Genomic DNA, 26574 nt, shown 5'->3' on the forward strand with positions numbered 1-26574 from the left:
AAGGCCGGCGAGACCTTGGCGGTCGTGGAAGCCATGAAGATGCAGAACGTGCTGCGCGCCGAGCGCGACGGCACGGTGAAGAAGATCCACGCCGCCGCCGGCGCCACGCTCGCGGTCGATGCGCTGATCCTGGAGTTCGCTTAAACTCGTCATTGCGAGCCAACGGGTCGCGCGTATGCGCGCCCGATGATAAACTCCGCGAAGCAATCCATCTCTCCTCAAGCCATGGATTGCTTCGTTACTTCGCTCCTCGCAACGACGTGGATGGAGAGGGACACATGGCCTTCCGCAAACGCCGCGAAGCACTGCGATCGATTCTCAATGGCTCGACCTGCATCCGTCCCGGATCGGTCTATGACGCGACCTCGGTCCGGATTGCGGAAGATCTCGGCTTTGAGCTCGGCATGTTCGGCGGCTCGGTGGCCTCGCTCGCGGTGCTCGGCGATCCCGACATTGCGCTGATCACGCTGACCGAGTTCGCCGAGCAGATCCGCCGCATGTCGCGGGCGTCGACCTTGCCGGTGCTGGTCGATGCCGACCACGGCTACGGCAACGCGCTCAATGTCCGCCGCACCGTCCAGGAAGTGGAAGCCGCTGGCGCCGCAGGCCTCACCATCGAGGACACGCTGCTGCCGCAGGCGTTCGGCCAGGCCAAGACGCAACTGATCTCGCTGGAGGAGGGCGTCGGCAAGATGAAGGCGGCGCTCGACGGCCGCAGCGATCCGTCGCTCGTCATCCTCGGCCGCACCGGCGCGGTCTCGATCACCAATCTTGACGATGCGATCGCACGCGCGCGGGCCTATGAGGCGGTGGGTGTCGACGGGTTGTTCTTCACCGGCATCAAATCGCGCGGCGAACTCGAGGCGATTTCGGCCGCGACGACGCTGCCGATCGTGCTCGGCGGGGCGCCGGAGGAGATGACCGCGCTGGACTATCTCGCGAGCCAGCGCGTCAGGATCGCGCTGCAGGGCCACGCGCCGTTCGCGGCCGCAACCCAGGCGGTCTATGAGACGCTGAAGGCGCTGCGCGAAGGCGCCTCGCCGAAGAACCTCAAGGGCATTGCCTCGTCCGAACTGACCAGCCGCGTGATGCGCGAGGCGGAAACCAAGGCGCGCAGCGGCGAGTTCCTCGGCCTGAAGAAGTGAGCGGCGTGATCCGCCACGTCACGATCACCGGCCGCGTCCAGGGCGTCGGTTATCGCGCCTGGGTTCACGAAAGCGCAACCGCACGCGGCCTCGAAGGCTGGGTCCGCAACCGCCGCGACGGTAGCGTCGAGGCGGTATTTTCCGGCCCCGACGACGTCGTCGCCGACATGATCAAGGCATGCGGCCGCGGTCCGTTCTCGGCGCGGGTCGACCGCGTGCAGGCCGATGCCGGCACGTCCGACCTGCTGAACCTGCGCGGGGCAGGCGAGCGGTTCGCCTTCCTTCCGACGGTCTAGGCGGCTGAGATCACCAGCGCCTGAATCTTTCCGTCGAGTGGGCCGTTGCCGAATCGGCGCGCCAGCGCTTCCGCCACGCGCTCTGTCGCAGCCTCGAGACCCGGTTGACCCTGGGCTTCGATCTCGCCGCGCATGGGCGTTCCCTGGCAGTAGGCGATGGCGACATCCAGAGGCGAGGCGGCGGGACTGCGTTGGGTGACCAGCTCGATCGCGATGTCGCGAAAGCCTGCTGCGGTCAGGTCGGCGCGGATGCGCGCGGGATCGTGATAGCCATGCGGCGTCCGCGCCATGAATTGCGGTGTGTTGTCTGGAAACACCTGGAACATCGTCTGCTGCATCACGTCGGCGAAATCGTTCTCCTCGATCCTGTCCCAGACGTTGAAGACGTACCGTCCGCCGGGCCTGATCACACGCCGCGCCTCGGCATAACCCTTGACACGGTCGGGAAAGAACATCGCGCCGAACTGGCAGGCGACGACGTCGAAGTTCGCATCGCCAAACGGCAGCGACAGTGCGTCGGCCTGCTGCCATCGGATGTTCGTCTTGTCCGCGAGGTGCGTCTTCGCCTGCGCCAGCATCGGTTCGTTGAGATCGGTCGCAGTGATATTCGTATCCGGCAATTCCGCAGCCAGGACGGTCGTGACGGCACCGGTGCCGGCCGCGATCTCCAGCAGGTCGCGCGGCCGGTGGCCCTTGATGCGCTGCGCGAGATCGCGGGCATAGGGCGCAAAGATCATCGGCACCATGAGCCGGTCGTAGAGCTGCGGGACCGATCCCGCGAAGACCTTGTCGGAAAGGGGAGCCGTCATATGCATTCCCTCGCAAAAAGCGGACGGCCGTCGTGGCCGTCACGGGCAGAAGCCGCCTCCGAAGTATGGCCCAGCGATCCGCCTGCGCCAACGCCTCGAATCGTGTCGTAGCCCATCCCGCAGGTCGGCCGCGGTCCTTGACTTTCGCTCCGAATAGTCTGATATTTCTGTCATGACAGAAATAACCGCCAAGAAAAAACTTCCCGCAGCCGTCGAGCGCTTCATCCTGCATTGGGGCGACATGGGCGACCAATGGGGCGTCAACCGCTCGGTCAGCCAGATCCACGGGCTGCTCTACCTCGCCGAAGCGCCGATGACTGCGGAGGACATCGCCGACACGCTCGGCATGGCGCGCTCCAACGTCTCCAACTCGATCAAGGAGCTGCTGTCCTGGGGATTGATCCGGCGGGTGCCGATCCTCGGTGACCGTCGCGACCACTTCGAGGCCGAGACCGACATCTGGGAGGTGGCGGCCAGGATCGCGGCGGGGCGCAAGGAGCGCGAGATCGATCCGGCGCTTACGGCGCTGCGTGCCTGCGTCTCCGACGCGGCCGACGATCCGGCGATCTCTCCGCTCGCCAGCAAGCGGCTCAAGGAGATGTTGACTTTCACTGAGCTGGTCGACCGCTGGTACACGCAGATGCTGAACGTGCCGCGGCCGCGCCTGGTCGCGCTGATCAAGCTCGGCGAGAAGATCGTGAGTTTCCTGCCGACAGGCAGGGCCAAATAGGGACGGCGGCGTAACGGGAGTGTGCGATGGCGTCAGCAAGGATATCCACCTTAAAGACCGCGCCGGCTTCCGATACCAAACTGCTCGACGATCACCGCTTTCGCGCATTGCTGTCGGACGAGGATTGGGGCCGCCTGCCGGTCGCGATCTGGCGGCGTTTCTCGAAACGGTTCGAGGACGGCAACACTGTCGTCTATGTCGGCGAGGTCGAGGAAGCCTTCAGCAGCCGCGCCGGCTGGTGGCTGGCACAGGCCGCGCGGCTGATCGGCGGCCCGCTTCCGACCGGCAATGAGACCGGCGTGCCGATGATCGTCACGGTCACCGAGGACGCCGCAAGCGGCGGCCAGGTCTGGACCCGGATCTGCGCGCGCCGCGACGGCTTTCCGCAGGTGATCCATTCCGCCAAGCGCTTTGCCGGGCCGACCGGGCTCGAGGAATATGTCGGCTTCGGCGTCAGCATGGCGCTGCGGATCGCGGTCGAGCATGAAGCGCTGGTGTTCCGCAGTGTCGGCTATTCGCTGCAGCTCGGTCCGTTTCGCCTGCCGCTGCCCGCATGGCTGACGCCCGGCGATCTCACCGTGACCCATTCCGATCTTGGCTGCGGCGACTTCCGCTTCACGCTGGAGATCATCCACCCGCGTTTCGGCCGGCTGCTCCGTCAGTCTGCCATGTTCAGGGAGGCCACATCATGACGCCACTGCTTTGGACCTTGGTCACGATCCAGATCGCGATGGGTGCGTTCGATACCTTTTATCATCACGAGTTCACCGAGCGGCTGGCGTGGCGTCCGTCGCAGCGCCATGAGCTTAGGCTGCACAGCGTGCGCAACATGCTCTATGCGCTGCTGTTCCTGGTGCTCGGCTGGCTGGAGGTGCACGGCATTCTGGCGATCGCCATCATGGCCGTGCTGGTCATCGAGGTCGTCATCACGCTGATGGATTTCGTCGAGGAGGATTTGAGCCGAAAGCTGCCGCCGAGCGAGCGGATCAATCACACGCTGCTCGCAATCAACTACGGCGCCATCCTCGTGCTGCTGGTGCCGGTGCTGATCGGCTGGGCGATGTTGCTGACGGCCGTTGTGCCGGCCTATGCGGGCTTCCTGAGTGTGTTCGCGACCGCCGCGGCCTTCGGTGCCGCGTTGTTCGGCGCGCGGGACTTTGCCGCAGCAAGGCGCTTGGGGCGGATGGTCAGCGTGCCGGCCGCAGAGCTGGTCGAGAAATTGCCGGCGCGGCAGACCGTGCTGGTGACCGGCGCGACCGGCTTCATCGGCAGCCGCCTGGCCGCGAGCCTCACCGCGTCAGGTCATCAGGTGATTGCGCTGATCCGCAATCCCGCGAAGACGGAGATGCTGCCGCCACCGGTGACGCTGATCACGGGCCTCGACCAGCTGCCTGCCGATACAGGGATTGACGCCATCGTCAATCTCGCCGGCGAGCCGATCGGCAACGGCCTGTGGACTGAGGCCAAGCGCCGCAAGATCATCGCCTCGCGGATCGGCATGACGGCCGACGTCGTCAAGCTGATCGCGCGGCTCGAACGCAAGCCGTCGGTGCTGGTGAGCGGCTCCGCGATCGGCTGGTACGGGCTCTGGCAGGACCAGGTGCTGACGGAGTCGGCGAAATCCCACGCCTGCTTCAGTCATGAACTATGCGAGGCCTGGGAGAATGCCGCGAAGCCCGCCGCCGATCACGGCGTGCGCGTGGCGACTTTGCGGATCGGTCTCGTGGTCGGCACCGAGGGCGGCTTCATCACGCGGATGCTGACGCCGTTCGAATTCGGCCTCGGCGGGCCGCTCGGCTCGGGCAGGCAATGGATGTCGTGGATCGAGCGCGACGATCTGGTGCGCCTGATTGCACATGTGATCGCGAAGCCCGAACTCTCGGGGCCGATCAACGCCACGGCGCCGATCCCGGTGACCAACACGAAATTCACCGAAGAGCTGGGGCGCCGGCTGCACCGGCCCGCGATCTTCCGTGTTCCTGCCGCGCTGCTGCGCACGGTGGGTGGCGACTTCGCCAACGAGCTCTTGCTCGGTGGCCAGCGCGTGCTGCCGAACAAGGCGCTGAGCAACGGCTTTGTGTTCCGGCACGAAACCCTGCGCAGCGCATTCGAGGCGATCCTGTAGAGGAGGGCACGATGTCCAGTACCTGTTCGCGCGCATTCGGAGGTTGGTTGGCGGGCTGCGGCGCCGCGACCGCGGTGATCTCCGCCGTCGGCCAGACCTTTCTGATGGTGGCGTCCCACGGCGATGTCCCTCGGCTGCTCTACGGTATCGTCGTGCTGCTGCTTCCGTCAGCCGTGGTCTTCGTCATCACCTGTCTGCTTACCGCAATTCCTGCGGCAATGGTCGTCTGGCTCACTGAGGAGTTCCAGATCCGGGCTGCCGGCTTCTTCGCTTGCGCCGGCGCTGCGATCGGCGCGTTGAGCATCAGCGTGCTGGTCCGCTCACCGGCTGTCTGGACATCAGGGCTTGTTTGTCTGTTCGTCGCGGCTGGATGTATCGCGGGCCTGACCTACTGGTTCGTCATGGGCGAACTGGCGGCCCGCGAGGACTCGATATGACCCATGCGGATGCTCACACTACGCCGCGGACGCCACGCTCCGGAACGTCGCAGCCAGCGTTCGCAACGCCGCCAGCTTTGCAGGATCGCTGACCTTCGAATGTAGCATCACCTTTGACGCACCGAGCCGCGGCAGCTTGTGGGTTGGGCCGATGTCGATCAGGCCAGGCGGCGCGATGCGGCGGACGAGGGGCGCGACCGCAAGCCCTGCGAGCGCAGCCGCGACCACAGCGGTGACGCCGCCGCCGACGAAGCTTTCGCTCCAGGCGATGCCGGCCTTGTCGAGCGCACGCACGGCCAGGGCGCGCACGCCGCAGGGCGGTGCGAGGCTCGCCAGCGGCAAGGCATCGCCGCGCGGCCAGACGAAGCGCTTGGCGGCGAACCAGCCGAATTCGTCTTCAGCCAGTTTCTCGCCGCCGCGCCGGCTGCCCTCCTGGCGCACGATCACGGCGTCGAGTTCGCCGGCATCGTAGGCATCGAGCATCTCGCGGGAGAAGCCGATGGTCACGGACAGTGCAAGCTGCGAGGCCATCGCGTGCAGCCGTTCCAGTAATGGTACCAGCTCAGGACCTGCGGCGTGATCGCTGATCCCGAGGGTGAGTTGCTGCCGCGCCGGCTCCTCGCCGGATAGCGCGCGATCATGCACCTCGATCAGCGCGCGGGCGTGGTGCAGGAAGGCCGCACCATCGGCGGTCAGCCGCACCGCGCGCGGCGAGCGCTCGACCAGCCGCTTGCCGAGCACGGTTTCCAGCCGCTGCAATTTCATGCTGATCGCGGCCTGCGTGGTGCCGAGCGCTTCGGCAGCGCGGGTAAAGCCCTGCAACTCGGCGACCAGGAGGAAGGCCTGCACGGTGTCGATGTCGAGCGTGGTTGTCATGATCAATAATCGTTATCATTGCTATACATAGAGATAAGATACCAAGATGATGCGGGAAGGTCTAGCTAGAGGAGGCGCGATTGACCGCGCCAACCGAATTCAAGGAGACCGATCATGCCCCTCATCACCGTCACCTACGCGACCTCCCGCCAGTCGCCGTCGCTGAAGTCCGATATCGCCGCCGCCGTGTCGGAGCTCACCGCAAAGATCCTGCACAAGGACCCCAAGGTCACCGCGATCATCGTGAAGTCCGCCGACGCCGCCGACTGGTTCGCCGGCGGCAAGTCGCTCGCCGAGCAGGGGCTCGCGAGCTACTGGCTCGACATCCACGTCACCGAAGGCACCAACACCAAGGACGAGAAGGCGGCCTATCTCGCCGCGCTGTTCAAGCGGATGCGCGAACTGCTTGGGCCGCTTCACACCGAGAGCTACGCCCATGTCGACGAGGTGAAGGGCGATGCCTACGGCTTCGGTGGCCTGACCCAGGAGCGCCGCTACATCGCCGGCAAGCTCGAGGTCGCGCCGCAGAAGGCCGCGTGAAGTCTTAGGACGTCGCTTCCGGCAGGTGGGCTGCGGTGTCGCCGAACACTTCGGCGAACGCCTGCCGGAGCGCGACGTCGACGTCGGCCATCGTGACCGGCAGCCCGAGATCGACCAGCGAGGTGACGCCGTAGCGCGGATCGACCACGCCGCACGGCACGATCGCCTGGAAGTGCGACAAATCCGGCTCGACATTGATCGCGATGCCGTGGAACGAGACCCAGCGACGCAGCCGCACACCGATCGCGGCGATCTTGTCCTCGTAGTCTTGCCCCTTGTCCGGGCGCTTCACCCAGACCCCGACGCGGTCCTCGCGGCGCTCACCGCGGACGTTGAAGGCGGCCAGCGTGCGGATGATCCATTCCTCCAGCGAGGCGACGTAGGCCCGCACATCCGGCCGGCGCCGCTTGAGGTCGAGCATCACATAGCCGACGCGCTGGCCCGGTCCGTGATAGGTGACCTGGCCGCCGCGGCCGCTCTGGAAGATCGGAAAGCGCGGATCGAGCAGGTCGCCGGCCTTGCCGCTGGTGCCGGAGGTGTAGAGCGGTGGGTGCTCCAGCAGCCAGACCAGCTCAGGCGCCGATCCGTCGGCGATCGCCGCCACCCGCGCGTCCATCGCGGCGAGAGAATCGGGGTAGGGCACCGGACGGTCCGCAATCCGCCATTCGACCGCTTCACCGCCCGAAGGGTGGGCAAAGGTCGTCAAATCGAGGCTTTGGCGGTCGTTAACCATTGGCTAACCCTAACGTGGTCAGGTGAACCCACAATTTAGTTCCCGTTCGGCGGTTCAGAAGTGCCCACGCTCGATAAAGTCAGCGTCGATCTCATGGTGGTCCTCGGTACCACCACCATGCCGATTCACCAGGTCATGCGGCTGTCCCGCGGCGCCATCATCGAACTGGATGCCACCGAGGCCGACGAGGTCAAGATCCTCGCCAACAACCTGCCGGTGGCCAGCGGCGTGGTTCTGGTCGACCGCAACCGGATTGCGGTCGAGGTCAAGCAAATGCTGCCGAAATCTCCCGGCGTTCGCAGTTAATTCGCGCATTAATCGCCTTGTCCCTGCATGCATGATTTGTTACATGGCCCCGTCGATGCGGCGGCGCCCTAGGGTTCCATCCGGCATCCCAGCGCTCGTGGCGGAATTGGTAGACGCGCTGCCTTGAGGTGGCAGTGGGTAACACCGTGGGGGTTCGAGTCCCTCCGAGCGCACCATAAACCCACATTTCGCATTGAAATTATTGGGATTTTTTCCGGGTGTTACCCGAGAATGTTACCACTCCGTTTCGGCGCGGCGTTCGCCTGGGGCACCGCCAGGCAGTCGTCGAGTGACTGGCTTCGATCAAACGTGGCGATCTTCTCCATCCCGCTGATTCCGAGCCGCTCGCGATTCGCCTGCGCGATGTAGTGGGCGGGCATTTTCGGGTCGGTCCAGCCGAACATGGTTATCATCTGGCTCTAGATGCAGTCGGCGCTGGCGGCCAAGCTCGGCGCGGGCCTAGAGCGACCAAATACGTCAAATGTTGGGGCAGGGTGTCGGGATCACCCCAACATTCGCTTGACCTCTTCAAGAATTTGCTTAGCGCGCAGCGCCGCTTGGCCTCGTCTCATGGCATCGATGATAACTGCGCGAGCGTACTCTTCTTTTCCGTTTGCGCTATACCCGTGCAGTGCTACCGCCATACCCAAAAAAAGTTGCAACGGATGTTTATAGCCAAGTGGTATCGCTGGATACGAGGTCGGCATCCAACTCTCAAGGTGAGTAGTCACTGTTGGTGGATCGAACTGGCGCGTGAGCTGTACGTGCGGATAGCAATGTGAGTCCGACGGGTTTTCGCCAGCTGGCTCAAAACGCATGCCAAAGGTTTTTCCACGATCACGTTCGATCCAGAAGATTATTTCAAAAGAGCATTGGTATTTGCCTTCATCTCCGGGGACGATCCGCGGAAGAAAGAAGCCGGCCTTGATTTCCTTTCCGCTGGGCTTCGGCATCGGCAGGAAAGACAGGTCCGCTTGTCCCCCTTTTTTCAACGTCGCGAGCTTGCGTTCGATCCTGTCATCGTTGTCCTCGATGTGGCCACCAAGGCTCGCGCGTAACATTCCTTGGAGGGCCGTGGAATGAGTCTTGAAATAAGTAAGGCCGTGCCTCGAATAATCACGCAGAATGTCGCAGAAAGTCTCTAAGTCGGGCTCGTATGCCATAGCTCCATTGCCCTACTAGAGCGCAAACCGACTGCGCGGTGCGTATTTGAACTTGGAGTTGTACGCTACATGGCGGCGATCCCACGGCCCCTCAATTTGAGCGACGAACTCGCGCGCCTCCTCCCGCTTCTTGAAGCGCGAGATATCCTCGCAGAATGCAAGATCTGCCCAAGTCGCGTCAGAAGAGACGAACAACTTGTTCAGATCTTCACTTGCGCGGAGTTCGGGCCACCAAAAGCACGGACGACGGACGAATAGGTCGTGCGAGAAACGAGCCCGCTTTACCAAGCGATCGTAAAGGTCTTTCTGCATCGCGATTGGTCCGACTTGCGATGTCGCTAGAGAATCCCAGTGCGCAATATCGTCGGCATTTTGCCCAAGAAGAAATGGCATTCGCGCAACCAGATGAGGCGCATCAACGAGAGCTTCCTGCGGACCGAGCACGTCTAATCGAAACCACCGGTCGATATCAGCGGCAACTACTCGGGCAATCGAATCCAGCGCTCTGTCGTTTCCGGCGGCTTGACGTTTCAGGAGAAGCTCTCGTTCTGCTTTGTCCGGAATTGACCGATTCCCGTCTCGAAAGACGTCTCGAAACGTGATTTCTTGGATACTAGGCTCCCCTGCGTTGGCGCCTTCTTCCGTTCGAGCATTCGGCGAAAGTGCGCCCTTGGCATGTCGAGATAGGAATTCGATCGCTTCATCCTTGAAACCAAATACCCGAAGAACAGGGCTATTCAATTCCCCTTTGATGAAATCGATCTGAGCTCTTCTCTTATCTGGCATTTCGAGTAGGGCGGGCCAATACCACGGCAGGAACCCGACGTCGTCCGCCTCACCGGTCCATAAGCCTGCATTCGCTAAGTGACCAGTGTTGAGCGCGACGTCAGCTCTCGTTTCATAATCTCCAATGAGATATTGGACACAATGGCCTTCGGTTTGCCGCAACGCCGACGAAGGGTCTATTTGGTCGCGAGTAGGGAACACGATCCCCGTTGCGTTCTGTTTGCTGATGAAGCCGAGACAACTCCCCAGATCAAGCCGAGTCTAGAGCTCCCGATTGGCTTCTATTGGACAGAAGGTCGGAGCGGCGTGGGCTTTACTACGAACGGAATTCCTCCGCTTAAGGTCGGATCAGGGTGGGGAATTCCATCGGCCCCTGCTGTGCTTTTCCCTGACGGCGAGGTATTGATGCCGAGCCTTGAGAGCTGTGAGCTCTTGCAGGGATTCCCATCCGGGTGGACTGCTGTTGAGGAGCAGACCGTAAAGAAGCGACCCGAGTGGCGTCTGATTGGCAATGCGGTCTCGGTCCCTGTCGCCAGGTGGGTAGCGGATCGTGTAAAGCACCCGGGTACTGTTGGTGACTTTGCCACGAAGACACTCGGTGACGGCGCCAGCTGGCCTGACGCTGCGTGGAATATCGGAGATGGGCGAACAACGGTGCACGCAAGTGACCATCCCGTGTTGAGACCAAGGCCGTCGATTTCGGCGTTCCGAGACAAGCACTGGACCAGGCTTTCCGATCGGGCATTGAACGGGTTCATCGGTAGGGCAGTCGAAGGTGGTCTCAAAATGCCTGTCGGCTTTCTTGAGGCCCTTCAGAACGCCTCTCGAAAGACTGTCCGCGCCGCTTAGCACACGCCCAGTACGGACTGAATGCCTCCGCCTGTGCAACAATCTGGCCTATTCGTCGAATTGTGTCTTCGGGTGTGGCGGCGTGGTCTTCAAAGTGACCTTTTAGGTGCGAAATGTACCTAGCCTCTCGCCCATCCCAGCAAACCATTGAAATCGCGATAGATGTGAACGCCATCGGAGCTTGAAAATATTAAGTCATTGATATTAAGGTGGATTCAAGGGGCGCCGATTTGCGCCCAGGCAGATTAGCGCTTTGCCAACGTCCGCCGCCTCGATTTGGAATCGTTCACGCCGTCTTTTGAAACGAGTCGGGTCCGGGAAGGCCGCGATTTGCTCGCTGATCGGCATCGCGCGTGATAGCCCTTGCGCGAACCGAGTCCCCCGGAACGACGAAGGCCAAGTCCGACGATGCTGTCTCTCCCCAAGACCAAGATTCGCGTCCTGCTGCTTGAGGGCGTCAACGATTCCGCCGTCCGGATGTTCGAGGCCAACGGCTATACCGAGCTGCAACGGCTGCCCAAGGCGCTGGGGCCTGAAGAGCTCAAGCAGGCGCTGTCGGGCATCCATATGCTGGGAATCCGCTCGCGGACACAATTGACCGCGGAGGTTCTGGAGGCGGCGGACCGGCTGCTGGTGGTGGGCTGCTTCTCGGTCGGCACCAACCAGGTCGACCTCGATGCCGCGCGGCGCCTTGGCATTCCGGTCTTCAACGCTCCGTACTCCAACACGCGCAGCGTGGCCGAGCTGACCATCGCCGAGATCGTGATGCTGTTTCGGCGGATCTTCCCGCGCTCGACCTCCGCGCATGCCGGCGGCTGGGACAAGTCCGCCGAGGGTAGCCGCGAGGTGCGCGGCAAGACGCTCGGCATCGTCGGCTACGGCAACATCGGTTCGCAGCTGTCCAATCTCGCGGAAGCCATGGGCATGCGCGTGATCTATTTCGATCAGACCGACAAATTGCGCCACGGCAACACCGAGCCGGTCGAGACGCTGGATGAATTGCTCGCGGCGAGCGACGTCGTTTCGCTGCATGTGCCGGAGACGCCGACCACCGCCAACATGATCGGCGCGGCCCAGATCAGGCTGATGAAGCCGGAGGCCTACCTGATCAACAATTCGCGCGGCACCGTGGTCGATCTCGATGCGCTGGCGAGCGCGCTGCGCGAGGGCAGGCTGGCGGGTGCTGCGGCCGACGTGTTTCCGGTCGAACCGACGTCGAACCAGGATCGCTTCGTCTCGCCGCTGCAAGGCCTGCCGAACGTGATCCTGACCCCGCATGTCGGCGGCTCGACCGAAGAGGCGCAGGATCGCATCGGCAGCGAGGTCGCCCGCAAGCTGATCGACCATTCCGATGTCGGCTCGACCTTCGGCGCAGTGAATTTTCCGCAGGTGCAGTTGCCGGCGCGGCCGACCGGCACGCGCTTCATCCATGTCCACCGCAACGTTCCCGGCGTGATGCGTCAGGTCAACGACGCGGTGTCCCGGCACAACATCAACATCCTGGCGCAATACCTGCAAACCGATGCGGAAGTCGGCTACGTCGTGCTCGAGACCGACGTTGTCGGCGGCGAGGGCGAGGAATTGCTGTCCGAGCTGAAGGCCATTCACGGTACGATCCGCGTGCGGGTGCTGTACGAGCAGAACCGGCCACAGACCTAGCGAAAGCGAAGACGCGAAACGCGCTGTCCTGGTGGCATGTCGCGGAGGCATCGCCTTGCCGGTTCGGCGTTGCTATCTCTCCCGATCGCGCGGCCGCAAGCCTGCCCCACCCGGAGCGCCTGATGATCTTTGCCAGCTACGCCTACCGCGTTCTCTCCAACTTCGTGTTCCTGGGGCTGGTCTATTTCACGCTGAACCTGCTGGAGAAATACGAGCAGCGCGCGACGGTGGCGATCCTGATCCTGGTCTATGCGGCGATGCATGCCGTCTCGGGGCTGCGCTCATTCTATTTCTTCCAGCGGATCGAGCGCCTGGAAGGTGAGACGCGGCGGTTGGCCGCAGCAACCGGCGAGGGGCCGAACGCGGCAGCCTCGCGCAAGCAGATCGTTGCAGATGTCACCGAGCTCCGCCACGCCGGCGAGATCAAATCCTATATCGATATCTTCTTCCTGGCGCTGGTGATCCTGCTCTGCGTCGCCAAGATCGTGGCCAGTTAAGTCAGCTCAATCGGGCACGCGCTTGTTGACCGCCGAGGCTTCGGCGCGCGGGGTACGCTTGGCGACGCGGAGCGAAGCATTGCTCGCAGCCGGCGGTGCGACATGCAACGGCGCGCCGTGGGCTCGGCCGTGAACCGCGGCGGGGAGCTGATGTGCGGCCTGCTTCGGATGCCTGACCTGCCGCGCGGAGATCGCCTGCGCACGCGGTGCGCCAGGGATAGCTGCCGCGCGCTGGGTAAGGCGGCGGCTGGCGGCCGAGCGGGCCGCGAGCAGCGTCAGGTCCAGCGCTTCGGGAACGCGAAACACGTCGGCCGCCGGGATCGGCAAGGTCGAGACGGCGGCGAGCTGCGCGGGCTGCGGCTGCGGCCAGGCGGTGCGGACGGGCACACCGAGGCGCGCGCGCTGCGCGTGGTCGAGGATGTCGGCATCGCGCCAGTCCATGTCGGCAAACACAGGCGCGGGCAGCGCCCGCGTCGCGGTGAAGACGAAGTTCGGAATCCTCGGCCAGCGCGTGGTCGCCACGGTCTCGGTCGGCGGATGCATGAACCATTGCTGCGGCTCGGTCGGCGTCGCCGGGCGGTCGGCCGTCGCCGGCACGACGTGCACGATGCGATAGCCGCGCTCCTTCAGCGTATTGAGGATGCGCGGCAGCGCCGCGACGGTGCGCGGCTGGATGTCGTGCAGCAGCAGGATGCCCTTGTGCTTGGCCTCGATGCGCTGGATCGCGAGATCGTAGACCCGCTGCGGCGAGATGTGGCGCCAGTCGTCGGCCGGGAAATCAGCGCTCCAGACCTGGATGCCCTGCGACGCCAGATAGGCCTCGGGGATCTCGGCGCGCATCAGGCCGGGAATCCGGAAGAATGGCGCCAGCTTGCTCTTGTCGCCGTTGAGCGCTGCGAGCGTCGAGGCGATGCCGTCGTCGACCTCTTGCTTCACCCGCTCGAGCGGCATCTTGTTCATCGTCAGCGGATGGTTCTGGCTGTGCGTGCCGACGGTATGGCCGGCCGCGATCAGCTTGCGCACGCCCTCCGGATTGAACCGGGCCTGGGAGCCGATGGTGAAGAAGGTCGCCTTGACGCACTGGCTGGCGAGGATGGCAAGCACCTGGTTGCTGTATTTCGGCAGCGGCCCGTCGTCGAAGGTCAGCACCACCTCGTGGTCGGCGAGCGGCAGGGTCTCCGGATACTGCATGGTGCCGATCCGCGGATGCTCCATGGGATCGACGACGAGGGTCCGCGAGGTGCCGAGTGCGTTGGGGTTACCCGGGCAGTCCGCGGCGAGGGCGGCGTACGGCGTCATCAAGCCGCAGCTCAGCAGCGCCGCGCCGATCACGGTCCGCGACCGCTTCCGGATCATCACCAGGACGTTCGCAATCATTGAATCAGGCCGCATTCCAAACGCACTGACGAATCCTTAGGTGCGGCGCCATGAACACCGCCTTAACAGTCTGTAATCCAGCTTTGGCCCCGGGTTCAATGTGTCCGGTCGGACACGGTCTTCATCGTCGGCGGGACGATGTGGACGACGTGAAAATTATGCTCCTGGAGATACCTCAGGAAGGCCGGCAGCATCTCGGCCGTCCGCATTTGCGGGTCATGGAGCAGGATAATTCCCTTCCGGTTGGCTTCGAGCCGGCCGGTGAGCAGCTTGAGTTCCTGCTCGGGCGTCATCTTGACCCAGTCGCTGGCCCAGAAATCCGCCCCGAACACCGCGATACCGCGCTTTTCCAGGTGGTCCAGCAAAGTGGGGGTCGATTCGAAATAGGGGAACCGGAAAAACGGCGTGCTCGGAACCGTGGTCGCCGTCCCGCGCAAGGCTGCTTGTACTGCCGCGATGCCCCGGTTGATGTTCGCCTCGGCCTGGTCGGTCGGCAGCTTGTTGAGATGTGGATGGTCCCAGCTGTGATAGCCGATGCTGTGGCCGAGGCGTGCGATCTTGCGGACCATGTCGGGATGTTCGGAGGCGTTGCGGCCGACCATGAAGAAGGTCGCCTGCACGCACTCGGTGCCCAGCGCCGCCAGCACCTTGTCGGTGACGCCAGGCGTCGGCCCGTCGTCGAACGTCAGCACCACCTCGCCATCCCTGAGCGGCAAGGTCTGCGGAAAGCTCTTCAGCCCCACGCGCGGATAGGTCGCAGGATCGACCTCGAGCACACGTGAGGTGCCGAGTGCATCCTTGCGTGGGCATTCGTTGGCTTGCGCCGCGCCGAACAGCGCGACGGGCGCGAGCGCGATTAGCGTCGCGACAAGGCTCAGGATCGGTCGCGGTGCGCTCGACATCTTTCTCATTGCACTGTGCCCCACCGATTAGGTAATCCGGTCCGCATCAATCAGACCAGATTTTCCCCTCCTGTCAAACCGGCGAAACACGGCATGGCCGAGAATATCGACGTTGCCGAACCCGCCAAGGACGACCCGAAGCCAGACCCGCTCGCCCAGATGCCGATGCGGGACGAGGAGGGCCAGCTCCGCCCCGAATTCGTCGAAGAGATCACCCGGGCGATCCATGCCGCCGACCGGCCGCTGCTGTGCGAGGTCGTCGCGGAACTGCATGAGGCCGATCTCGGTGACCTTATCGCGGCGCTGGAGCCCGACGACCGCGTCACCCTGGTCGAAATCACCGGCACCGATTTCGACTTCTCGGCGCTCAACGAGGTCGACGAGGCGGTCCGCGAGGAGATCCTCGAGGAACTCGAGCCGGAGACCGTCGCCGAGGGCGTCCGCGAGCTCGAATCCGACGACGCCGTCGAGCTGCTGGAAAGCCTCGATGAGGAGGACCAGGAAGAGATCCTGGAGAAGCTGCCCGCTGCCGAGCGCGAGGACATCGAGCGCAGCCTGCTGTACCCGGAGAATTCCGCCGGCCGGCGGATGCAGACCGAGTTCATCGCGGTGTCGCCGGACGAGACCGTCGGGCACGCGATCGACTACATGCGCGAAACGCCCGATCTGCCGGATCGATTCTATGAGATCTATGTGGTCGACGCCGACAGGCATTTGCTCGGCGCGGTGCCGCTCGACGTGCTGCTGCGCACGCGCCGCCCGGTTCCGGTCAAGGATCTGATCGACGAGGACCGCCGCCGGGTCTCCGCGCTTGAGGACCAGGAAGAGGTCGCGCGGATGTTCGGCAAGTACAATCTGGTCGCAGCCCCCGTGGTCGACACGACCGAGCGGCTGGTCGGCGTGATCACCATCGACGACGTCGTCGACGTGATCGAGGAGGAGGCCGACGAGGACTTGAAAGCGCTCGGCGGCGTCACCCATCCTGAAGAGCTGTCCGACACGGTCTGGACCATCGCCCGCGGCCGCTTCAACTGGCTCTTGGTCAATCTCGCCACCGCGTTCCTGGCTTCGTCGGTGCTTGGCCTGTTCGAGGGCCAGCTCGAGAAGATGGTGGCGCTCGCGGTGCTGGCGCCGATCGTGGCCAGCCAGGGCGGCAATGCCGCGACCCAGACCATGACGGTCGCAGTGCGCGCGCTCGCCACCCGCGAGCTCGGTGCGTTCAACGCGATGCGCGTGGTGCTGCGCGAGACCATGGTCGGGCTCGTCAACGGCATCGCCTTCGCCATCATCACCGGTATCGCCGCGGTGGCCTGGTTCAAGATCCCCGGCCTCGGCATCGTGATCGGGCTTGCGATCATCTGCAACCTGATCGCCGGCGCGCTCGGCGGCATCCTGATCCCGATCGTGCTCGAACGGGTGCGGGCCGATCCGGCCGTCGCCTCCGGCACCTTCGTCACGACCGTCACCGACGTGGTCGGCTTCTTCTCGTTTCTCGGCATCGCCACGCTGTGGTTCGGGCTGAAATAGAGCACGCTTTGCGGCCCGTTTATCGTTAATCGCGCCTTAACGGGGTTGGCAGATGATGGCCCTATCTCCAAAGGGGCCATCACGGGGGCCATCATGCAGCGGTTGCGGCTCAAGGCGGACGGACGGATCGTCGAATTGCGCGACGGGCAGGAAATCCCGCTCGTGCCCGCACACCCGGCCGGATCGGCGATGCAGCCTGCGGCGGCCCAGCCGGCCGTGCGCGATTTGCGCCGCCGTGCCCAGCTCACCCAGCTCGAATTCGCCGCCAAGCTCGGCGTGCCCGTGGAAACCATCCGCAATTGGGAGCAGGGCAAGCGCGCGCCGCGCGGTCCCGCCCGCGCGCTGCTCGCGGTGATCGCGCATTCGCCCGAGACGGTATTCGCCGCGTTGTCGAGCGAGCCGACCGCGGCCTGAGCGGGTAGGGCACTCGCTGCCATCATTGTCGTCAGCCGATAGATCGCGCCAAGGCGCCAGATTCACCGGCGCAATTGCGCACGGGAGCAGGGACCCATAACCACCGCATTTGGTGACGAGCGCCGACAGCGGCCCCGGCGTCGCGCAACGACTGAGATTTGGGGCAATGGGTCGTGGCTTTCGCCAGGACGACGATGAGGATGGTGCTCGCGGGCAGTCACTCGCTGCCCGAACGGTGTCGTCGCCCGGCTTGACCGGGCGACCCGGTATGCCAGAGGCAGTCGTTGTTGAATCGATAGGCCGCGGCGTACTGGATCGCCCGCCTTCGCGGGCGATGACACTGTGGGTGGGACACAGCTTCGCATCTCGCAACATGATGGGTCCGAGCTTTGCTGTCGTGGGGCTTGCCAGGACGGCGGTTTAGCCGCTTTAATCCGGGGATTGCAGTTACGTCGTTATTTTGAAGCGTGGATTTCCAATGAAGGCCATCGAGCAGATCATTGCCGGCTACGTATCGCTGAGGAATCGTCAGGCGCTGGAAGAGCTGAGGGAGCATCGCCAGCGGCTGCTGGACGGCGTTCGGACGTACAGCGTCCCCGGCTTCAAACCATCGGTTGTCAACGACACGCTTGTCGAAGAGATCGAGCTCATCGAGGGAGCATTGGCTCGCTTCGACGAGAACGCCTAGCCTGCGACCGCGGCGTCAGGCCGGCTGGTCATCGTTTTTCTGCGACTGCGACAGACTTTCTTTTTTGGGAGGTACGCATGATCGATCAGAGAACTGCGCCTTATGCTGCCTTTCTGCTGCGCGTGACGCTTGCCGGACTGTTCATTGCGCATCTCTACGGCAAATGCGTGTTGAAGCCGATCAGCCTGTGGTGGAACGGACTTGCCAAGCTCGGCTATCCCGAATGGGTTCTTGCCTATGCCTTGAGCGCCGAATTCGGATCGGCGGTTCTGCTGCTGCTCGGCATCTATACGCGCTGGGTGAGCATCTACACGATCCCCATGATGCTCGGCGCAACCCACTTCTGGATGCAGCGAAAGGGCTATTGGTTCACCGAAGCGGGCTGGGAGCTGCCGCTGGTGTGGGCGATCATGCTGGCGGTCCAGGCGCTGCTGGGCGACGGCGCGTTTGCGGTCAAGGTCCCGAGGTTGCCTTGGGAGCGGCGGCTGCAACCGACGGCAGCCTGATGGCTGCGCAAAGGGGCTGACGCGTGTGACCGACGCGCGAGCTCGCGATCGGTCACATCTTCGACAAGCGCAATCCCGGTAGATCATTCAGCCGCAGCAGGGCTGCTTGGCTTTTGGAGCGCAGCAGGATTGCTGTTCCTGCAGCCATCGGTCGCGCGGCTTGCAGCTCGACGGACGCGCCGAGAGGTGGACGCGGATCGCGGTGTCGCCGCTCTCCATGCGTTCGGCGCGATAGATCTGCATCGGCCGCACGCCGTCGCTCACCTCAAAGGTCAGCTTGGCTTGCGGATCGAAGCCGACGGCTTCGTCGACCTTGCGGATGATGGCGAGAAACTTCCCGGCCGGCATGTGGCCGCGGTTTTCCTCTTCGATGTCCCAGAGCTGAATGAAGGTCTCGCTCCAGCTCTCGGGGTTCGCGCCGCAATCGAGCCCTCTGAATGAACCGGTTTTGACCTCGGTGACATGGTAGCTGGGGCGGACGTCCCGGCCGTCATAGCTGAAGATCAGCGGCTTCTCCTTGTGCGCCTCGAGGCTGGAAAGGAGCGCTGCAGCTGAAAGCTCATCCACCGGGAGCAGGGCGCCGACGGTCGATCGGGTATTGGCAAGCGTGTCCATGGCTGCTATCCTCATTTCAATGATTGTTGAATTGTAGGATTATCGAAAGATGGAGGAGCGTCAAGCCCGAACCGCCTTCGCCGCGCTGTCGCAGGAAACGCGGCTGCGGATCGTGCGGTTGCTGGTGCAGGCCGGCCCCGATGGAATGGCTGCGGGGGCGATCGCCGAGGCGGTCGAGGTGTCGCCATCCAACGTGTCCTTCCACCTGAAGGATCTCGAGCATGCGGGGATGATCGTGCCGCGCCGCGAGGCGCGCTCGATCATCTATTCGGCGGATTTCACTGGTCTGCGCGACCTCATCGCTTTCCTGATGAAGGATTGCTGTGCCGGCCACCCGGAGATTTGCGCGCCGGCGCTCGCCGACGCCCGGTGCGGGCCGCCCAAGGCCAAGAAGAAGGCGCGCGCCTGATGCGCGACTTCGACCTGCCGCGACGTCTTGCGGCCGAGGGCCTCGGGACCCTGCTTCTGGTCGCGACCGTCGTCGGCTCCGGCATCATGGCCGAGACCTTGACCAAGGACGTCGCATTGGCGCTGCTCGGCAACACGCTTCCGACCGGCGCCATCCTCGTGGTGCTGATCACGATCCACGGACCGATATCCGGCGCGCACTTCAATCCGGCGGTGACACTGGTGTTCATGCTCAAGGGCGAACTCCGTCCGCCGCACGCCGCGCAGTACATCGCGGCACAGGTGCTCGGGGGCATCCTCGGCGCGATGGTTGCGCATGCCATGTTCGGCCTGCCGCTGCTGGAGTTCTCGGCCAAGGCGAGGACGGGATTTCCGCAGTGGTTTGCGGAATTCGTCGCTGCGTTCGGATTGATCGCAACGATTGTCGGTGGCATCCGGTTTCGTGAGGCCGCAATTCCATGGCTGGTTGGGCTCTACATCACGGCCGCCTACTGGTTCACCGCATCCACGTCTTTCGCCAACCCAGCCGTCGCCATCGCGCGATCATTCACCGATACGTTTTCCGGCATCCGGGCGCAGGATCTGCCGGGATTCATCGTCGCCGAAGTCCTGGGCGCCGTGGTCGCGGCGGCATTCATGGCGTGGCTGCTGCGGGGCGCTGAGACCACAAAGGAAGCAGCCTGATGACGATCACGATCTATCACAATCCCGATTGCGGGACGTCGCGCAACACCCTGGCCATGATCCGGCAAAGCGGGGAGGAGCCCGAGATCGTCGAATATCTCAAGAACCCTCCCTCGCGCGACAGATTGATCGCGCTAATCGCGGCCATGGGCATCGCGCCGCGGGCGCTGCTTCGTGAAAAGGGCACGCCTTATGCCGCGCTCGACCTTGCCAATCCGAAATGGAGTGACGACGAGCTGATCGATTTCATGATGGCGCATCCGATCCTGATCAATCGACCGATCGTGGTCTCACCGAAGGGCGTGAGGTTGTGCCGGCCGTCCGAGGCGGTTCTTGATCTCCTCCTGGTCGCCGACGTCGGCCAGTTCGTCAAGGAAGACGGAGAGGTGGTTTCGCTCAGGACGCAGGGTACGCACACCGGATGAGCCGCCGTGCAGATAATGTCCTGATCGTCGCGCTCGGCACCACGCAAACCCTGGCCTGGGCATCGAGCTATTATTTGCCTGCCATTCTCGCAGACCCGATTGCGCGCGACCTCGGTATCTCGACGAACTGGCTGTTCGCTGCGTTCTCGATGGCGCTCGTCATTTCCGGATTGCTCGGTCCGCGCGTCGGCCGCCAGATCGACCGGATGGGCGGGCGCGAAGTGCTCTGCGCCTCCAACCTCATTCTGGCGTCCGGTCTGATCCTGCTCGGGCTTTCGCACGGTGGCGTCCTGATGGCCGTGAGCTGGCTGTTGCTCGGCGTCGGCATGGGCCTTGGCCTTTATGACGCGGCCTTCGCGACGCTCGGGCGCATCTACGGCGACGCGGCTCGCCGCTCCATCACAGGCATCACCTTGATCGCGGGGTTTGCGAGCACGATCGGCTGGCCTCTCACTGCGTGGGGCCTCTCAACCATCGGATGGCGCTGGACCTGCTTCGGCTGGGCGGCCGCGCACATCCTGATCTGCCTGCCGCTCAATGGCCTCTTGATCCCCAAGCTGACGCGAGAGCACCAGATCGCAGCCGACACGCCAAAGCCGCATATTCCGATCGACCGCGCGATGGTGTTGCTGGCCTTTGCTTTCGCTGCCGCCTGGAGCGTCACGTCGGCGATGGCGGTTCATTTGCCGCGCATTCTGGAGTCGTTGGGCGCGACGCAGGCGCAGGCGATCGCGGCAGGCGCACTAATCGGCCCGGCGCAGGTGGCGGCGCGCATTGTCGAAGCGAGCCTGCTGAAGCGTTTCCACCCGCTGTGGTCGGCACGCCTGGCCTGCATCACGCACCCGTTGGGCGCTTGCGTCATCGGCTTGTTCGGCGGCGGCTTTGCCGGTGTCTTCGCGCTGCTGCACGGCGCCGGAAACGGCATCCTCACCATCGCGCGCGGCACGCTGCCGCTGGCGATATTCGGTCCAAAGGATTACGGCTACCGGTTGGGGCTTCTCGGCGCGCCATCGCGACTATCACAAGCGATGGCGCCGCTGGCATTCGGCTTCCTGATTTCACCGCTCGGCGGCTATACGCTCGCGGTCACGTCGGCCCTGAGCTTGGCTGCACTGGTGGCGTTGTTCGCACTCAAGGCCGAGAAGGCCTCTTCGCGATAGTATCGCCACCCTTCATCCGCCGAACCGTCTCGATGAATGCCTTGATGATCGGCGAGTGACCGCGGCCGCTGTGATGGGCGATGCTGTACTGGGTCTTGATGGTGCGGTCGCTGATCTCGAGCGCGCGCAAATTGGGGTGCGGCACGAATTCGAAATCGGCGACGACGCTGATGCCAAGCCCGCGCTCGACGGCCTTCCAGACGCCCTCGCGGCTCTCGATCTCGAACACCGGCTCGATCCGGATGCCCTCGGCCTGCATCGTCGCCTCGAAGGCGCGCCGCGTGGTCGAGCCGCGCTCGCGCAGCACGATCGGCTGGTCCGCCAGTTCGCGCAGCCTGACCGACTTGCGCTTGAACCAGGGATGATCGCGGTTGACGAACACGATCACGCGATGGGTGCGGTAGGGGATCATGGTGACGCGCGGATCTTCCGGCACCTCCGCCAGGATCGCGACGTCGGCCTCGAAGTCGACGATGTGGCGGAAGGTACGCTCGGAATTGCCGAGCAGTGTCGAGATCTGAACTTCCGGGTGATCGCGCTTGAAGGCGGCAATGATCTCGGTGGCGTGAAATGGCCCGACGGTTGCCACCCGCAGATGGCCCTTGGTGGCCTTGCCATGCGCCGCCAGCAATTCGTGCGCCTCGTCGCAGAACGTCATGATGCCGCGGGTGATCTCGAACAGCGCGGCGCCGGCCTCGGTGAGCTCGGTGTGCCTGGGCTTGCGGATCAAAAGCTCGACGCCGTAGGTCTCCTCCAGCTCCTTGACCTGGATGGTCAGCGTCGGCTGCCCGACATGGAGCACGCGCGAGGCCGCCGTGAAGCCGCCATGGGCGGCGACCGCATGGAAGGCGCGGAGCTGACTGAATACTATTGACATAATCAATAGAACGCATCCGTAGAATGAATTTGTCAATAGCAGCCCGCGCCGTACCTTCGCGTCAAACGGAGGACGCGCGGATGGCCTGGACTTATTCCAACCCGGTACGGATCGAATTCGGAGCCGACAGCTTCGACAAGCTATCGGCGTTGATCGGCAAGCGCGCCTATGCGCTCGTGACCTATGGCGAGCCGTTCTTCGACGAGCTCGAGCGTCGGCTGCATGCCGCAGCGGGTCCGTCGGTCCTGACCATCCGCGACGTCGCGCCCAATCCGGACTACCGCCTGCTCACCGCACAGACCGCGCGTTTTGCCGGGCTCGCGAAACAGCCCGAGGTGATCATTGCGCTCGGCGGCGGCTCGGTGATCGACTCTGCAAAAGTGTTCGCCGCGGCCGACGGCGACTTCGCGACGGTGAAGACCTATCTGGAGACGCAACAGGGCGCCGAGCGGCTTGCGGCGATCCCGATCATCGCGGTGCCGACCACCGCCGGCACCGGCAGCGAGGTGACGTGCTGGGGTACGGTGTGGGACGAGGCCAACGGCAAGAAATACTCGCTGGCGCGCCCATCGCTTTACCCGACCCACGCAGTGATCGATCCGCGCCTGATGCTTGGCAAGCCGCAGCTGCTGACCATCAGCACCGGGCTCGACGCGCTGTCGCATGCGCTGGAGAGCATCTGGAACGTCAACAACAATCCGGTATCGGCCAACCACGCGGTGGCGGCGGCGCGCGGTGTGCTCGATGTGCTGCCGAAGCTCGCGAATGATTTGGGCAATCTCGAGCTGCGCAGCCGCATGGCACAGGCGGCACTGTTTGCGGGGCTGGCGTTCTCCAACACCAAGACCGCGATCGCGCATTCGCTGTCCTATCCGATCACGCTGCGGCACGGCGTGCAGCACGGCATTGCCTGCTCGTTCTCGCTGCCGATGGTGCTGCGCAGCGTCAAAGGGGCGGGCGGTCTCTGCGAGGACAGCCTGAAGCAGATCTTCGGCGCCGACCTTACGCGGGCGGCCGACGATCTCGAGGACTTCATGGCGCGGCTCGGCATCTCCTGCAATCCGGCCGCCTACAGGATCGAGCGCGCCGAATGGCACGCGCTGATCGCGGACTCGCTCGAGGGCGAGCGCGGCCGCAATTTCCTCGGATCGAAAGAGCGGCTGATCGAGGCAGCGCAGACACAGCGGATGCCGAGCGCGGTGAGTGCGTGACGGTGCGGTGAAAAGGAGACACGTCATGCAAGACAATCGCAAAACCATCACCGTCAACGGGCGCCGTTACGATGCGCCGACGCGACCGACGGTCGTGATCTGCCTCGACGGTTCGGAGCCCGGTTATATCGAGCGAGCGATCGAGGCCGGCGTCGCGCCGACCTTCGCGCGCTTCATGAAGGAGGGCGCGCATGTCCACGCCGCCAGCGTGATCCCGAGCTTCACCAATCCGAACAATCTCTCGATCATCACCGGGCGGCCGCCCGCGGTGCACGGCATTGCCGGCAATTATTTTTACGACACGGCGAGCAACGCCGAAGTCATGATGAACGATCCGAAATTCCTGCGCGCGCCGACGATTCTGGCCGGTGTCCATGACGCCGGCTACAAGGTCGCCGCCGTCACCGCCAAGGACAAGCTGCGCACCTTGCTCGCGTATGGGCTCGACTATGCGAGCGGCCGCGCCATCGCGTTCTCGTCGGAGAAGGCCGACCACGCCACCAAGGCCAGTAACGGCATCGACAATGTGCTCGACTTCGTCGGCCTGCCGCTGCCCGAGGTCTACTCGGCCGACCTGTCGCGCTTCGTGTTTGCGGCCGGCGTCAAGCTGGTCGAGCGTTACCGTCCCGATTTGATGTACCTGTCGACCACCGACTACATCCAGCACAAGGTTGGGCTCGGCACCAGGATCGCCAACGACTTCTATGCGATGATCGACGGCTATCTTGCGCAGCTGGATGCGCTGGGCTGCAACATCGTGGCGACCGCCGACCATGGCATGAACGACAAGTTCTTGCCCGACGGCAAACCCGACGTGATCTACCTCCAGGACGTGATGGACGACTGGACCGGGAAGGGCGCCGCGCGGGTGATCCTGCCGATCACCGATCCCTATGTCGCCCATCACGGCTCGCTCGGCTCGTTCGCGACGATCTACACGCCCGAGGGCGCCGATGTCGGCACGCTGCTGATGCGGCTGCGCGATACCAAGGGCATCGAGGTTGCGCTGACGCGCAAGGACGCCTGCGCCAGGTTCGAGCTGCCGCCGGATCGGATCGGCGACATCGTCGTGATCTCCACGAAGCACAAGGTGCTCGGCACCAGCGAAGCCCGCCACGATCTGTCCGGCCTGACCGAGCCGCTGCGCTCGCATGGCGGGCTGACCGAGGAGCGGGTGCCGCTGATCGCCAACCGCAAGATCGCGCTGCCGGAAGGGCACGCGCTGCGCAATTTCGACGCCTTCGACGTCGCGCTCAACCGCATCCAGTGACGGCTTCGAACTTTCTTGGGACCTAAGGACACCATCATGAACATCCAGAGCCCGGCCGTTCGCCACGAGCAGATGCGGATCGCAGGTACACTTGTCGACACCGACGAACATGTCGAGGTCTTCAATCCCTACACCAACAAGGTGGTGGGCACCGTGCCGGCCGCGCGTCCGGAGCATGTACGCAGCGCGTTCGCCAAGGCGGCGGCGTTCAAGCCGAAGCTGACGCGCTATGAGCGGCAGCGCATCCTGCTGCGCACCGCCGAGCTCCTGGCCGGCCGTAAGGAGGAATTCGCGCGGCTGATCACCGCCGAGTCCGGGCTGTGCTGGAAGGATTCGCTCTACGAGGCCGGCCGCGCCTATGACGTCTATTCGTTCGCCGGCCAGCTCGCGATCCAGGACGACGGCGAGACGTTCTCCTGCGATATCAGCCCGCAGGGCAAGGCGCGCAAGATCTTCACGACCCGCACGCCGCTGCTCGGCGCGATCTCGGCGATCACGCCGTTCAACCATCCGCTCAACATGGTGAGCCACAAGATCGCACCGGCGATCGCCACCAACAACCGCGTGGTGCTGAAGCCGACCGAGCTGACGCCGCTGACCGCGCTCGCGCTCGCCGACGTGCTCTACGAAGCCGGGCTGCCGCCCGAGATGCTGTCGGTGGTCACAGGCAATCCGCATTCGATGGGTGACGCCATGATCACCGATCCGGACGCCGATCTCGTGACCTTCACCGGTTCGGTCAGGGTCGGCAAGCACATCGCCACCAAGGCCGGCTACAAGCGTCTGGTGCTCGAGCTCGGCGGCAACGATCCCCTGATCGTGATGGAGGATGCTGATCTGGAGAAGGCGGCGGAGCTTGCGGTCACCGGCGCGACCAAGAATTCCGGCCAGCGCTGCACGGCCGTGAAGCGCATCCTCTGCGTCGAGGCGGTCGCCGATGATTTCGCGGCGCTCGTGCTGAAGAAGGCTCGCATGCTGAAATGCGGCGATCCGATGGACCCGACGGTGGATGTCGGGACGGTCATCCATGAAGCTGCTGCGAAGGAATTCGAGCGCCGCGTCAATGCCGCCGTCACCGACGGGGCCGAGCTGCTGCACGGCAATGACCGCAACGGCGCGCTGTATCCGCCGACGGTGGTCGACCGGATTCCCTACACCAGCGAGCTGGTGATGCAGGAGACCTTCGGTCCGGTGATTCCGATCATCCGCGTGCCCAACGACATCGAGAGCGTGATCCGGATCTCGAATTCGACCGCGTTCGGCCTGTCGTCCGGCGTCTGCACCAACCGGCTCGATTACATCACGCGGCTCGTCAACGAGCTCGATGTCGGCACCGTCAACGTCTGGGAAGTGCCGGGGTACCGGATCGAGATGTCGCCGTTCGGCGGGATCAAGGACTCCGGCCTTGGCTACAAGGAAGGCGTGCAGGAGGCGATCAAGAGCTTCACCAACGTCAAGACCTATTCGCTGCCCTGGCCGGTCTAGAGCAGCGCGTCAGACGAGGGCCGCGCGCGGATAACAAGAACAACGCGGCGGCCGACTGCGATCAACCAGACAAC

General features: G+C 64.1%; 32 protein-coding genes and 1 tRNA gene. 23 read left to right on the plus strand and 10 right to left on the minus strand.

Going from position 1 to position 26574, the window contains the following annotated elements; all coding sequences use genetic code 11:
* The 3 genes from JQ616_RS06475 to JQ616_RS06485 all read left to right on the plus strand — a co-directional run.
* The coding region (locus JQ616_RS06475; RefSeq protein WP_212014704.1) for an acetyl-CoA carboxylase biotin carboxyl carrier protein subunit at positions 1–144 on the plus strand (144 nt) is incomplete at its 5' end.
* A gap of 134 nt (positions 145–278) precedes the next feature.
* Complete coding sequence (locus JQ616_RS06480; RefSeq protein ID WP_212013181.1) at positions 279–1145, plus strand: isocitrate lyase/PEP mutase family protein; 867 nt, start codon at positions 279–281, stop codon at positions 1143–1145.
* Positions 1142–1441: an acylphosphatase gene (locus tag JQ616_RS06485; RefSeq protein WP_212013183.1), complete on the plus strand. Its 300-nt coding sequence runs from the start codon at positions 1142–1144 to the stop codon at positions 1439–1441. The genes JQ616_RS06480 and JQ616_RS06485 overlap by 4 nt, the downstream gene beginning before the upstream one ends.
* On the opposite strand, the gene JQ616_RS06490 is transcribed toward JQ616_RS06485, so the two are convergent.
* Positions 1438–2250 carry a class I SAM-dependent methyltransferase gene (locus tag JQ616_RS06490; RefSeq protein WP_212013184.1) on the minus strand — a complete coding sequence of 271 codons (813 nt, stop codon included), beginning with the start codon at positions 2248–2250 and terminating at the stop codon, positions 1438–1440. The genes JQ616_RS06485 and JQ616_RS06490 overlap by 4 nt on opposite strands.
* Positions 2251–2422: 172 nt before the next feature.
* Here JQ616_RS06490 and JQ616_RS06495 point away from each other — a divergent pair, with 172 nt between their 5' ends.
* Genes JQ616_RS06495 through JQ616_RS06510 form a run of 4 tightly spaced genes read left to right on the plus strand, consistent with a single transcriptional unit; the run spans position 2423 to position 5542 of the window.
* On the plus strand, positions 2423–2980 hold the full coding sequence (locus JQ616_RS06495; RefSeq protein ID WP_212013186.1) for a GbsR/MarR family transcriptional regulator: 558 nt from the start codon (positions 2423–2425) through the stop codon (positions 2978–2980).
* 26 nt (positions 2981–3006) lie between these two features.
* The gene (locus tag JQ616_RS06500; protein WP_212013187.1) at positions 3007–3672 is read left to right on the plus strand and encodes a DUF4166 domain-containing protein; all 666 of its coding nucleotides are present in this window, start codon (positions 3007–3009) and stop codon (positions 3670–3672) included.
* Positions 3669–5105 (plus strand): TIGR01777 family oxidoreductase, encoded by a 1437-nt coding sequence (locus JQ616_RS06505; protein ID WP_212013188.1) that lies wholly within the window; start codon positions 3669–3671, stop codon positions 5103–5105. Before JQ616_RS06500 ends, JQ616_RS06505 begins: the two co-directional genes overlap by 4 nt.
* 11 nt (positions 5106–5116) lie before the next feature.
* Positions 5117–5542: a hypothetical protein gene (locus tag JQ616_RS06510; RefSeq protein ID WP_212013189.1), complete on the plus strand. Its 426-nt coding sequence runs from the start codon at positions 5117–5119 to the stop codon at positions 5540–5542.
* 18 nt (positions 5543–5560) lie between these two features.
* Here the strand turns inward: JQ616_RS06510 and JQ616_RS06515 are convergent, their stop codons facing one another.
* Positions 5561–6418, minus strand: a complete 858-nt coding sequence (locus JQ616_RS06515; RefSeq protein WP_212013190.1) for a LysR family transcriptional regulator — start codon at positions 6416–6418, stop codon at positions 5561–5563.
* A gap of 114 nt (positions 6419–6532) precedes the next feature.
* Here JQ616_RS06515 and JQ616_RS06520 point away from each other — a divergent pair, with 114 nt between their 5' ends.
* Entirely contained in the window at positions 6533–6958 is a 426-nt protein-coding gene (locus JQ616_RS06520) for a tautomerase family protein (RefSeq protein ID WP_212013191.1), read from the plus strand.
* 4 nt (positions 6959–6962) lie between these two features.
* Here the strand turns inward: JQ616_RS06520 and lipB are convergent, their stop codons facing one another.
* The gene (gene lipB, locus JQ616_RS06525; protein ID WP_212013192.1) at positions 6963–7691 is read right to left on the minus strand and encodes a lipoyl(octanoyl) transferase LipB; all 729 of its coding nucleotides are present in this window, start codon (positions 7689–7691) and stop codon (positions 6963–6965) included.
* A gap of 60 nt (positions 7692–7751) precedes the next feature.
* Between lipB and JQ616_RS06530 the strand changes: the two genes are divergently transcribed.
* Together JQ616_RS06530 and JQ616_RS06535 are read left to right on the plus strand one after the other, a co-directional pair.
* The gene (locus tag JQ616_RS06530) at positions 7752–7997 is read left to right on the plus strand and encodes a FliM/FliN family flagellar motor switch protein (RefSeq protein WP_021080574.1); all 246 of its coding nucleotides are present in this window, start codon (positions 7752–7754) and stop codon (positions 7995–7997) included.
* Between the two features lie 91 nt (positions 7998–8088).
* Positions 8089–8173: transfer RNA gene (locus JQ616_RS06535), tRNA-Leu, on the plus strand.
* Positions 8174–8218: 45 nt separating this feature from the next.
* On the opposite strand, the gene JQ616_RS06540 is transcribed toward JQ616_RS06535, so the two are convergent.
* The 3 genes from JQ616_RS06540 to JQ616_RS06550 all read right to left on the minus strand — a co-directional run bounded on the left by JQ616_RS06540 (position 8219) and on the right by JQ616_RS06550 (position 10147).
* The gene (locus tag JQ616_RS06540) at positions 8219–8401 is read right to left on the minus strand and encodes a hypothetical protein (RefSeq protein WP_212013194.1); all 183 of its coding nucleotides are present in this window, start codon (positions 8399–8401) and stop codon (positions 8219–8221) included.
* Between the two features lie 99 nt (positions 8402–8500).
* Positions 8501–9160, minus strand: coding sequence for a hypothetical protein (locus JQ616_RS06545; protein ID WP_212013195.1), 660 nt, complete (start codon positions 9158–9160; stop codon positions 8501–8503).
* A 15-nt stretch (positions 9161–9175) separates the two neighbouring features.
* Entirely contained in the window at positions 9176–10147 is a 972-nt protein-coding gene (locus tag JQ616_RS06550; RefSeq protein WP_212013196.1) for a hypothetical protein, read from the minus strand.
* Between the two features lie 1056 nt (positions 10148–11203).
* Here JQ616_RS06550 and serA point away from each other — a divergent pair.
* Positions 11204–12454 carry a phosphoglycerate dehydrogenase gene (serA, locus tag JQ616_RS06560; protein ID WP_212013198.1) on the plus strand — a complete coding sequence of 417 codons (1251 nt, stop codon included), beginning with the start codon at positions 11204–11206 and terminating at the stop codon, positions 12452–12454.
* Positions 12455–12576: 122 nt separating this feature from the next.
* Positions 12577–12951 (plus strand): hypothetical protein, encoded by a 375-nt coding sequence (locus JQ616_RS06565; protein WP_212013199.1) that lies wholly within the window; start codon positions 12577–12579, stop codon positions 12949–12951.
* 6 nt (positions 12952–12957) lie between these two features.
* Here JQ616_RS06565 and JQ616_RS06570 read toward each other — a convergent pair whose 3' ends face one another.
* Together JQ616_RS06570 and JQ616_RS06575 are read right to left on the minus strand one after the other, a co-directional pair.
* A complete protein-coding gene (locus tag JQ616_RS06570) occupies positions 12958–14328 on the minus strand; it encodes a polysaccharide deacetylase family protein (protein ID WP_212013200.1) in 1371 nt (456 codons plus the stop codon).
* 95 nt (positions 14329–14423) lie between these two features.
* Positions 14424–15239, minus strand: a complete 816-nt coding sequence (locus tag JQ616_RS06575; protein WP_212013201.1) for a polysaccharide deacetylase family protein — start codon at positions 15237–15239, stop codon at positions 14424–14426.
* Positions 15240–15323: 84 nt separating this feature from the next.
* Between JQ616_RS06575 and mgtE the strand changes: the two genes are divergently transcribed.
* From mgtE to JQ616_RS06595, 4 genes are all read left to right on the plus strand, one after another.
* Positions 15324–16757 (plus strand): magnesium transporter, encoded by a 1434-nt coding sequence (gene mgtE, locus JQ616_RS06580; RefSeq protein ID WP_212013204.1) that lies wholly within the window; start codon positions 15324–15326, stop codon positions 16755–16757.
* A gap of 93 nt (positions 16758–16850) precedes the next feature.
* Positions 16851–17171 (plus strand): helix-turn-helix domain-containing protein, encoded by a 321-nt coding sequence (locus JQ616_RS06585; protein ID WP_212013206.1) that lies wholly within the window; start codon positions 16851–16853, stop codon positions 17169–17171.
* 478 nt (positions 17172–17649) lie between these two features.
* Positions 17650–17859 carry a hypothetical protein gene (locus JQ616_RS06590; RefSeq protein WP_212013208.1) on the plus strand — a complete coding sequence of 70 codons (210 nt, stop codon included), beginning with the start codon at positions 17650–17652 and terminating at the stop codon, positions 17857–17859.
* Between the two features lie 77 nt (positions 17860–17936).
* Positions 17937–18365, plus strand: a complete 429-nt coding sequence (locus JQ616_RS06595; RefSeq protein ID WP_212013210.1) for a DoxX family protein — start codon at positions 17937–17939, stop codon at positions 18363–18365.
* Positions 18366–18452: 87 nt separating this feature from the next.
* Here the strand turns inward: JQ616_RS06595 and JQ616_RS06600 are convergent, their stop codons facing one another.
* The gene (locus tag JQ616_RS06600; RefSeq protein WP_212013211.1) at positions 18453–18980 is read right to left on the minus strand and encodes a DUF6428 family protein; all 528 of its coding nucleotides are present in this window, start codon (positions 18978–18980) and stop codon (positions 18453–18455) included.
* 49 nt (positions 18981–19029) lie between these two features.
* On the opposite strand from JQ616_RS06600, the gene JQ616_RS06605 reads away from it, so the two are divergent.
* Genes JQ616_RS06605 through JQ616_RS06620 form a run of 4 tightly spaced genes read left to right on the plus strand, consistent with a single transcriptional unit; the run spans position 19030 to position 21657 of the window.
* Positions 19030–19389, plus strand: a complete 360-nt coding sequence (locus JQ616_RS06605; protein ID WP_212013212.1) for an ArsR/SmtB family transcription factor — start codon at positions 19030–19032, stop codon at positions 19387–19389.
* The gene (locus JQ616_RS06610; RefSeq protein ID WP_212013213.1) at positions 19389–20072 is read left to right on the plus strand and encodes an aquaporin; all 684 of its coding nucleotides are present in this window, start codon (positions 19389–19391) and stop codon (positions 20070–20072) included. Before JQ616_RS06605 ends, JQ616_RS06610 begins: the two co-directional genes overlap by 1 nt.
* Positions 20072–20497: an arsenate reductase (glutaredoxin) gene (gene arsC / locus JQ616_RS06615; RefSeq protein ID WP_212013214.1), complete on the plus strand. Its 426-nt coding sequence runs from the start codon at positions 20072–20074 to the stop codon at positions 20495–20497. The genes JQ616_RS06610 and arsC overlap by 1 nt, the downstream gene beginning before the upstream one ends.
* Entirely contained in the window at positions 20494–21657 is a 1164-nt protein-coding gene (locus JQ616_RS06620; RefSeq protein WP_212013215.1) for an MFS transporter, read from the plus strand. Before arsC ends, JQ616_RS06620 begins: the two co-directional genes overlap by 4 nt.
* Here the strand turns inward: JQ616_RS06620 and JQ616_RS06625 are convergent.
* Positions 21629–22534: a LysR substrate-binding domain-containing protein gene (locus JQ616_RS06625; RefSeq protein WP_212013217.1), complete on the minus strand. Its 906-nt coding sequence runs from the start codon at positions 22532–22534 to the stop codon at positions 21629–21631. The two genes, JQ616_RS06620 and JQ616_RS06625, sit on opposite strands and share 29 nt — an antisense overlap.
* 80 nt (positions 22535–22614) lie before the next feature.
* Between JQ616_RS06625 and psrA the strand changes: the two genes are divergently transcribed.
* Genes psrA through phnY form a run of 3 tightly spaced genes read left to right on the plus strand, consistent with a single transcriptional unit; the run spans position 22615 to position 26500 of the window.
* Positions 22615–23745, plus strand: a complete 1131-nt coding sequence (psrA, locus tag JQ616_RS06630; protein ID WP_212013219.1) for an iron-containing alcohol dehydrogenase PsrA — start codon at positions 22615–22617, stop codon at positions 23743–23745.
* Positions 23746–23770: 25 nt separating this feature from the next.
* The gene (gene phnA / locus JQ616_RS06635) at positions 23771–25015 is read left to right on the plus strand and encodes a phosphonoacetate hydrolase (RefSeq protein ID WP_212013221.1); all 1245 of its coding nucleotides are present in this window, start codon (positions 23771–23773) and stop codon (positions 25013–25015) included.
* 36 nt (positions 25016–25051) lie between these two features.
* Complete coding sequence (gene phnY / locus JQ616_RS06640) at positions 25052–26500, plus strand: phosphonoacetaldehyde dehydrogenase (RefSeq protein WP_212013223.1); 1449 nt, start codon at positions 25052–25054, stop codon at positions 26498–26500.
* Positions 26501–26574: the final 74 nt, after the last annotated feature.

Origin of the sequence: Bradyrhizobium tropiciagri (genome assembly GCF_018130545.1) — a bacterium.
Taxonomy (GTDB): Bacteria; Pseudomonadota; Alphaproteobacteria; order Rhizobiales; family Xanthobacteraceae; genus Bradyrhizobium; species Bradyrhizobium tropiciagri_A.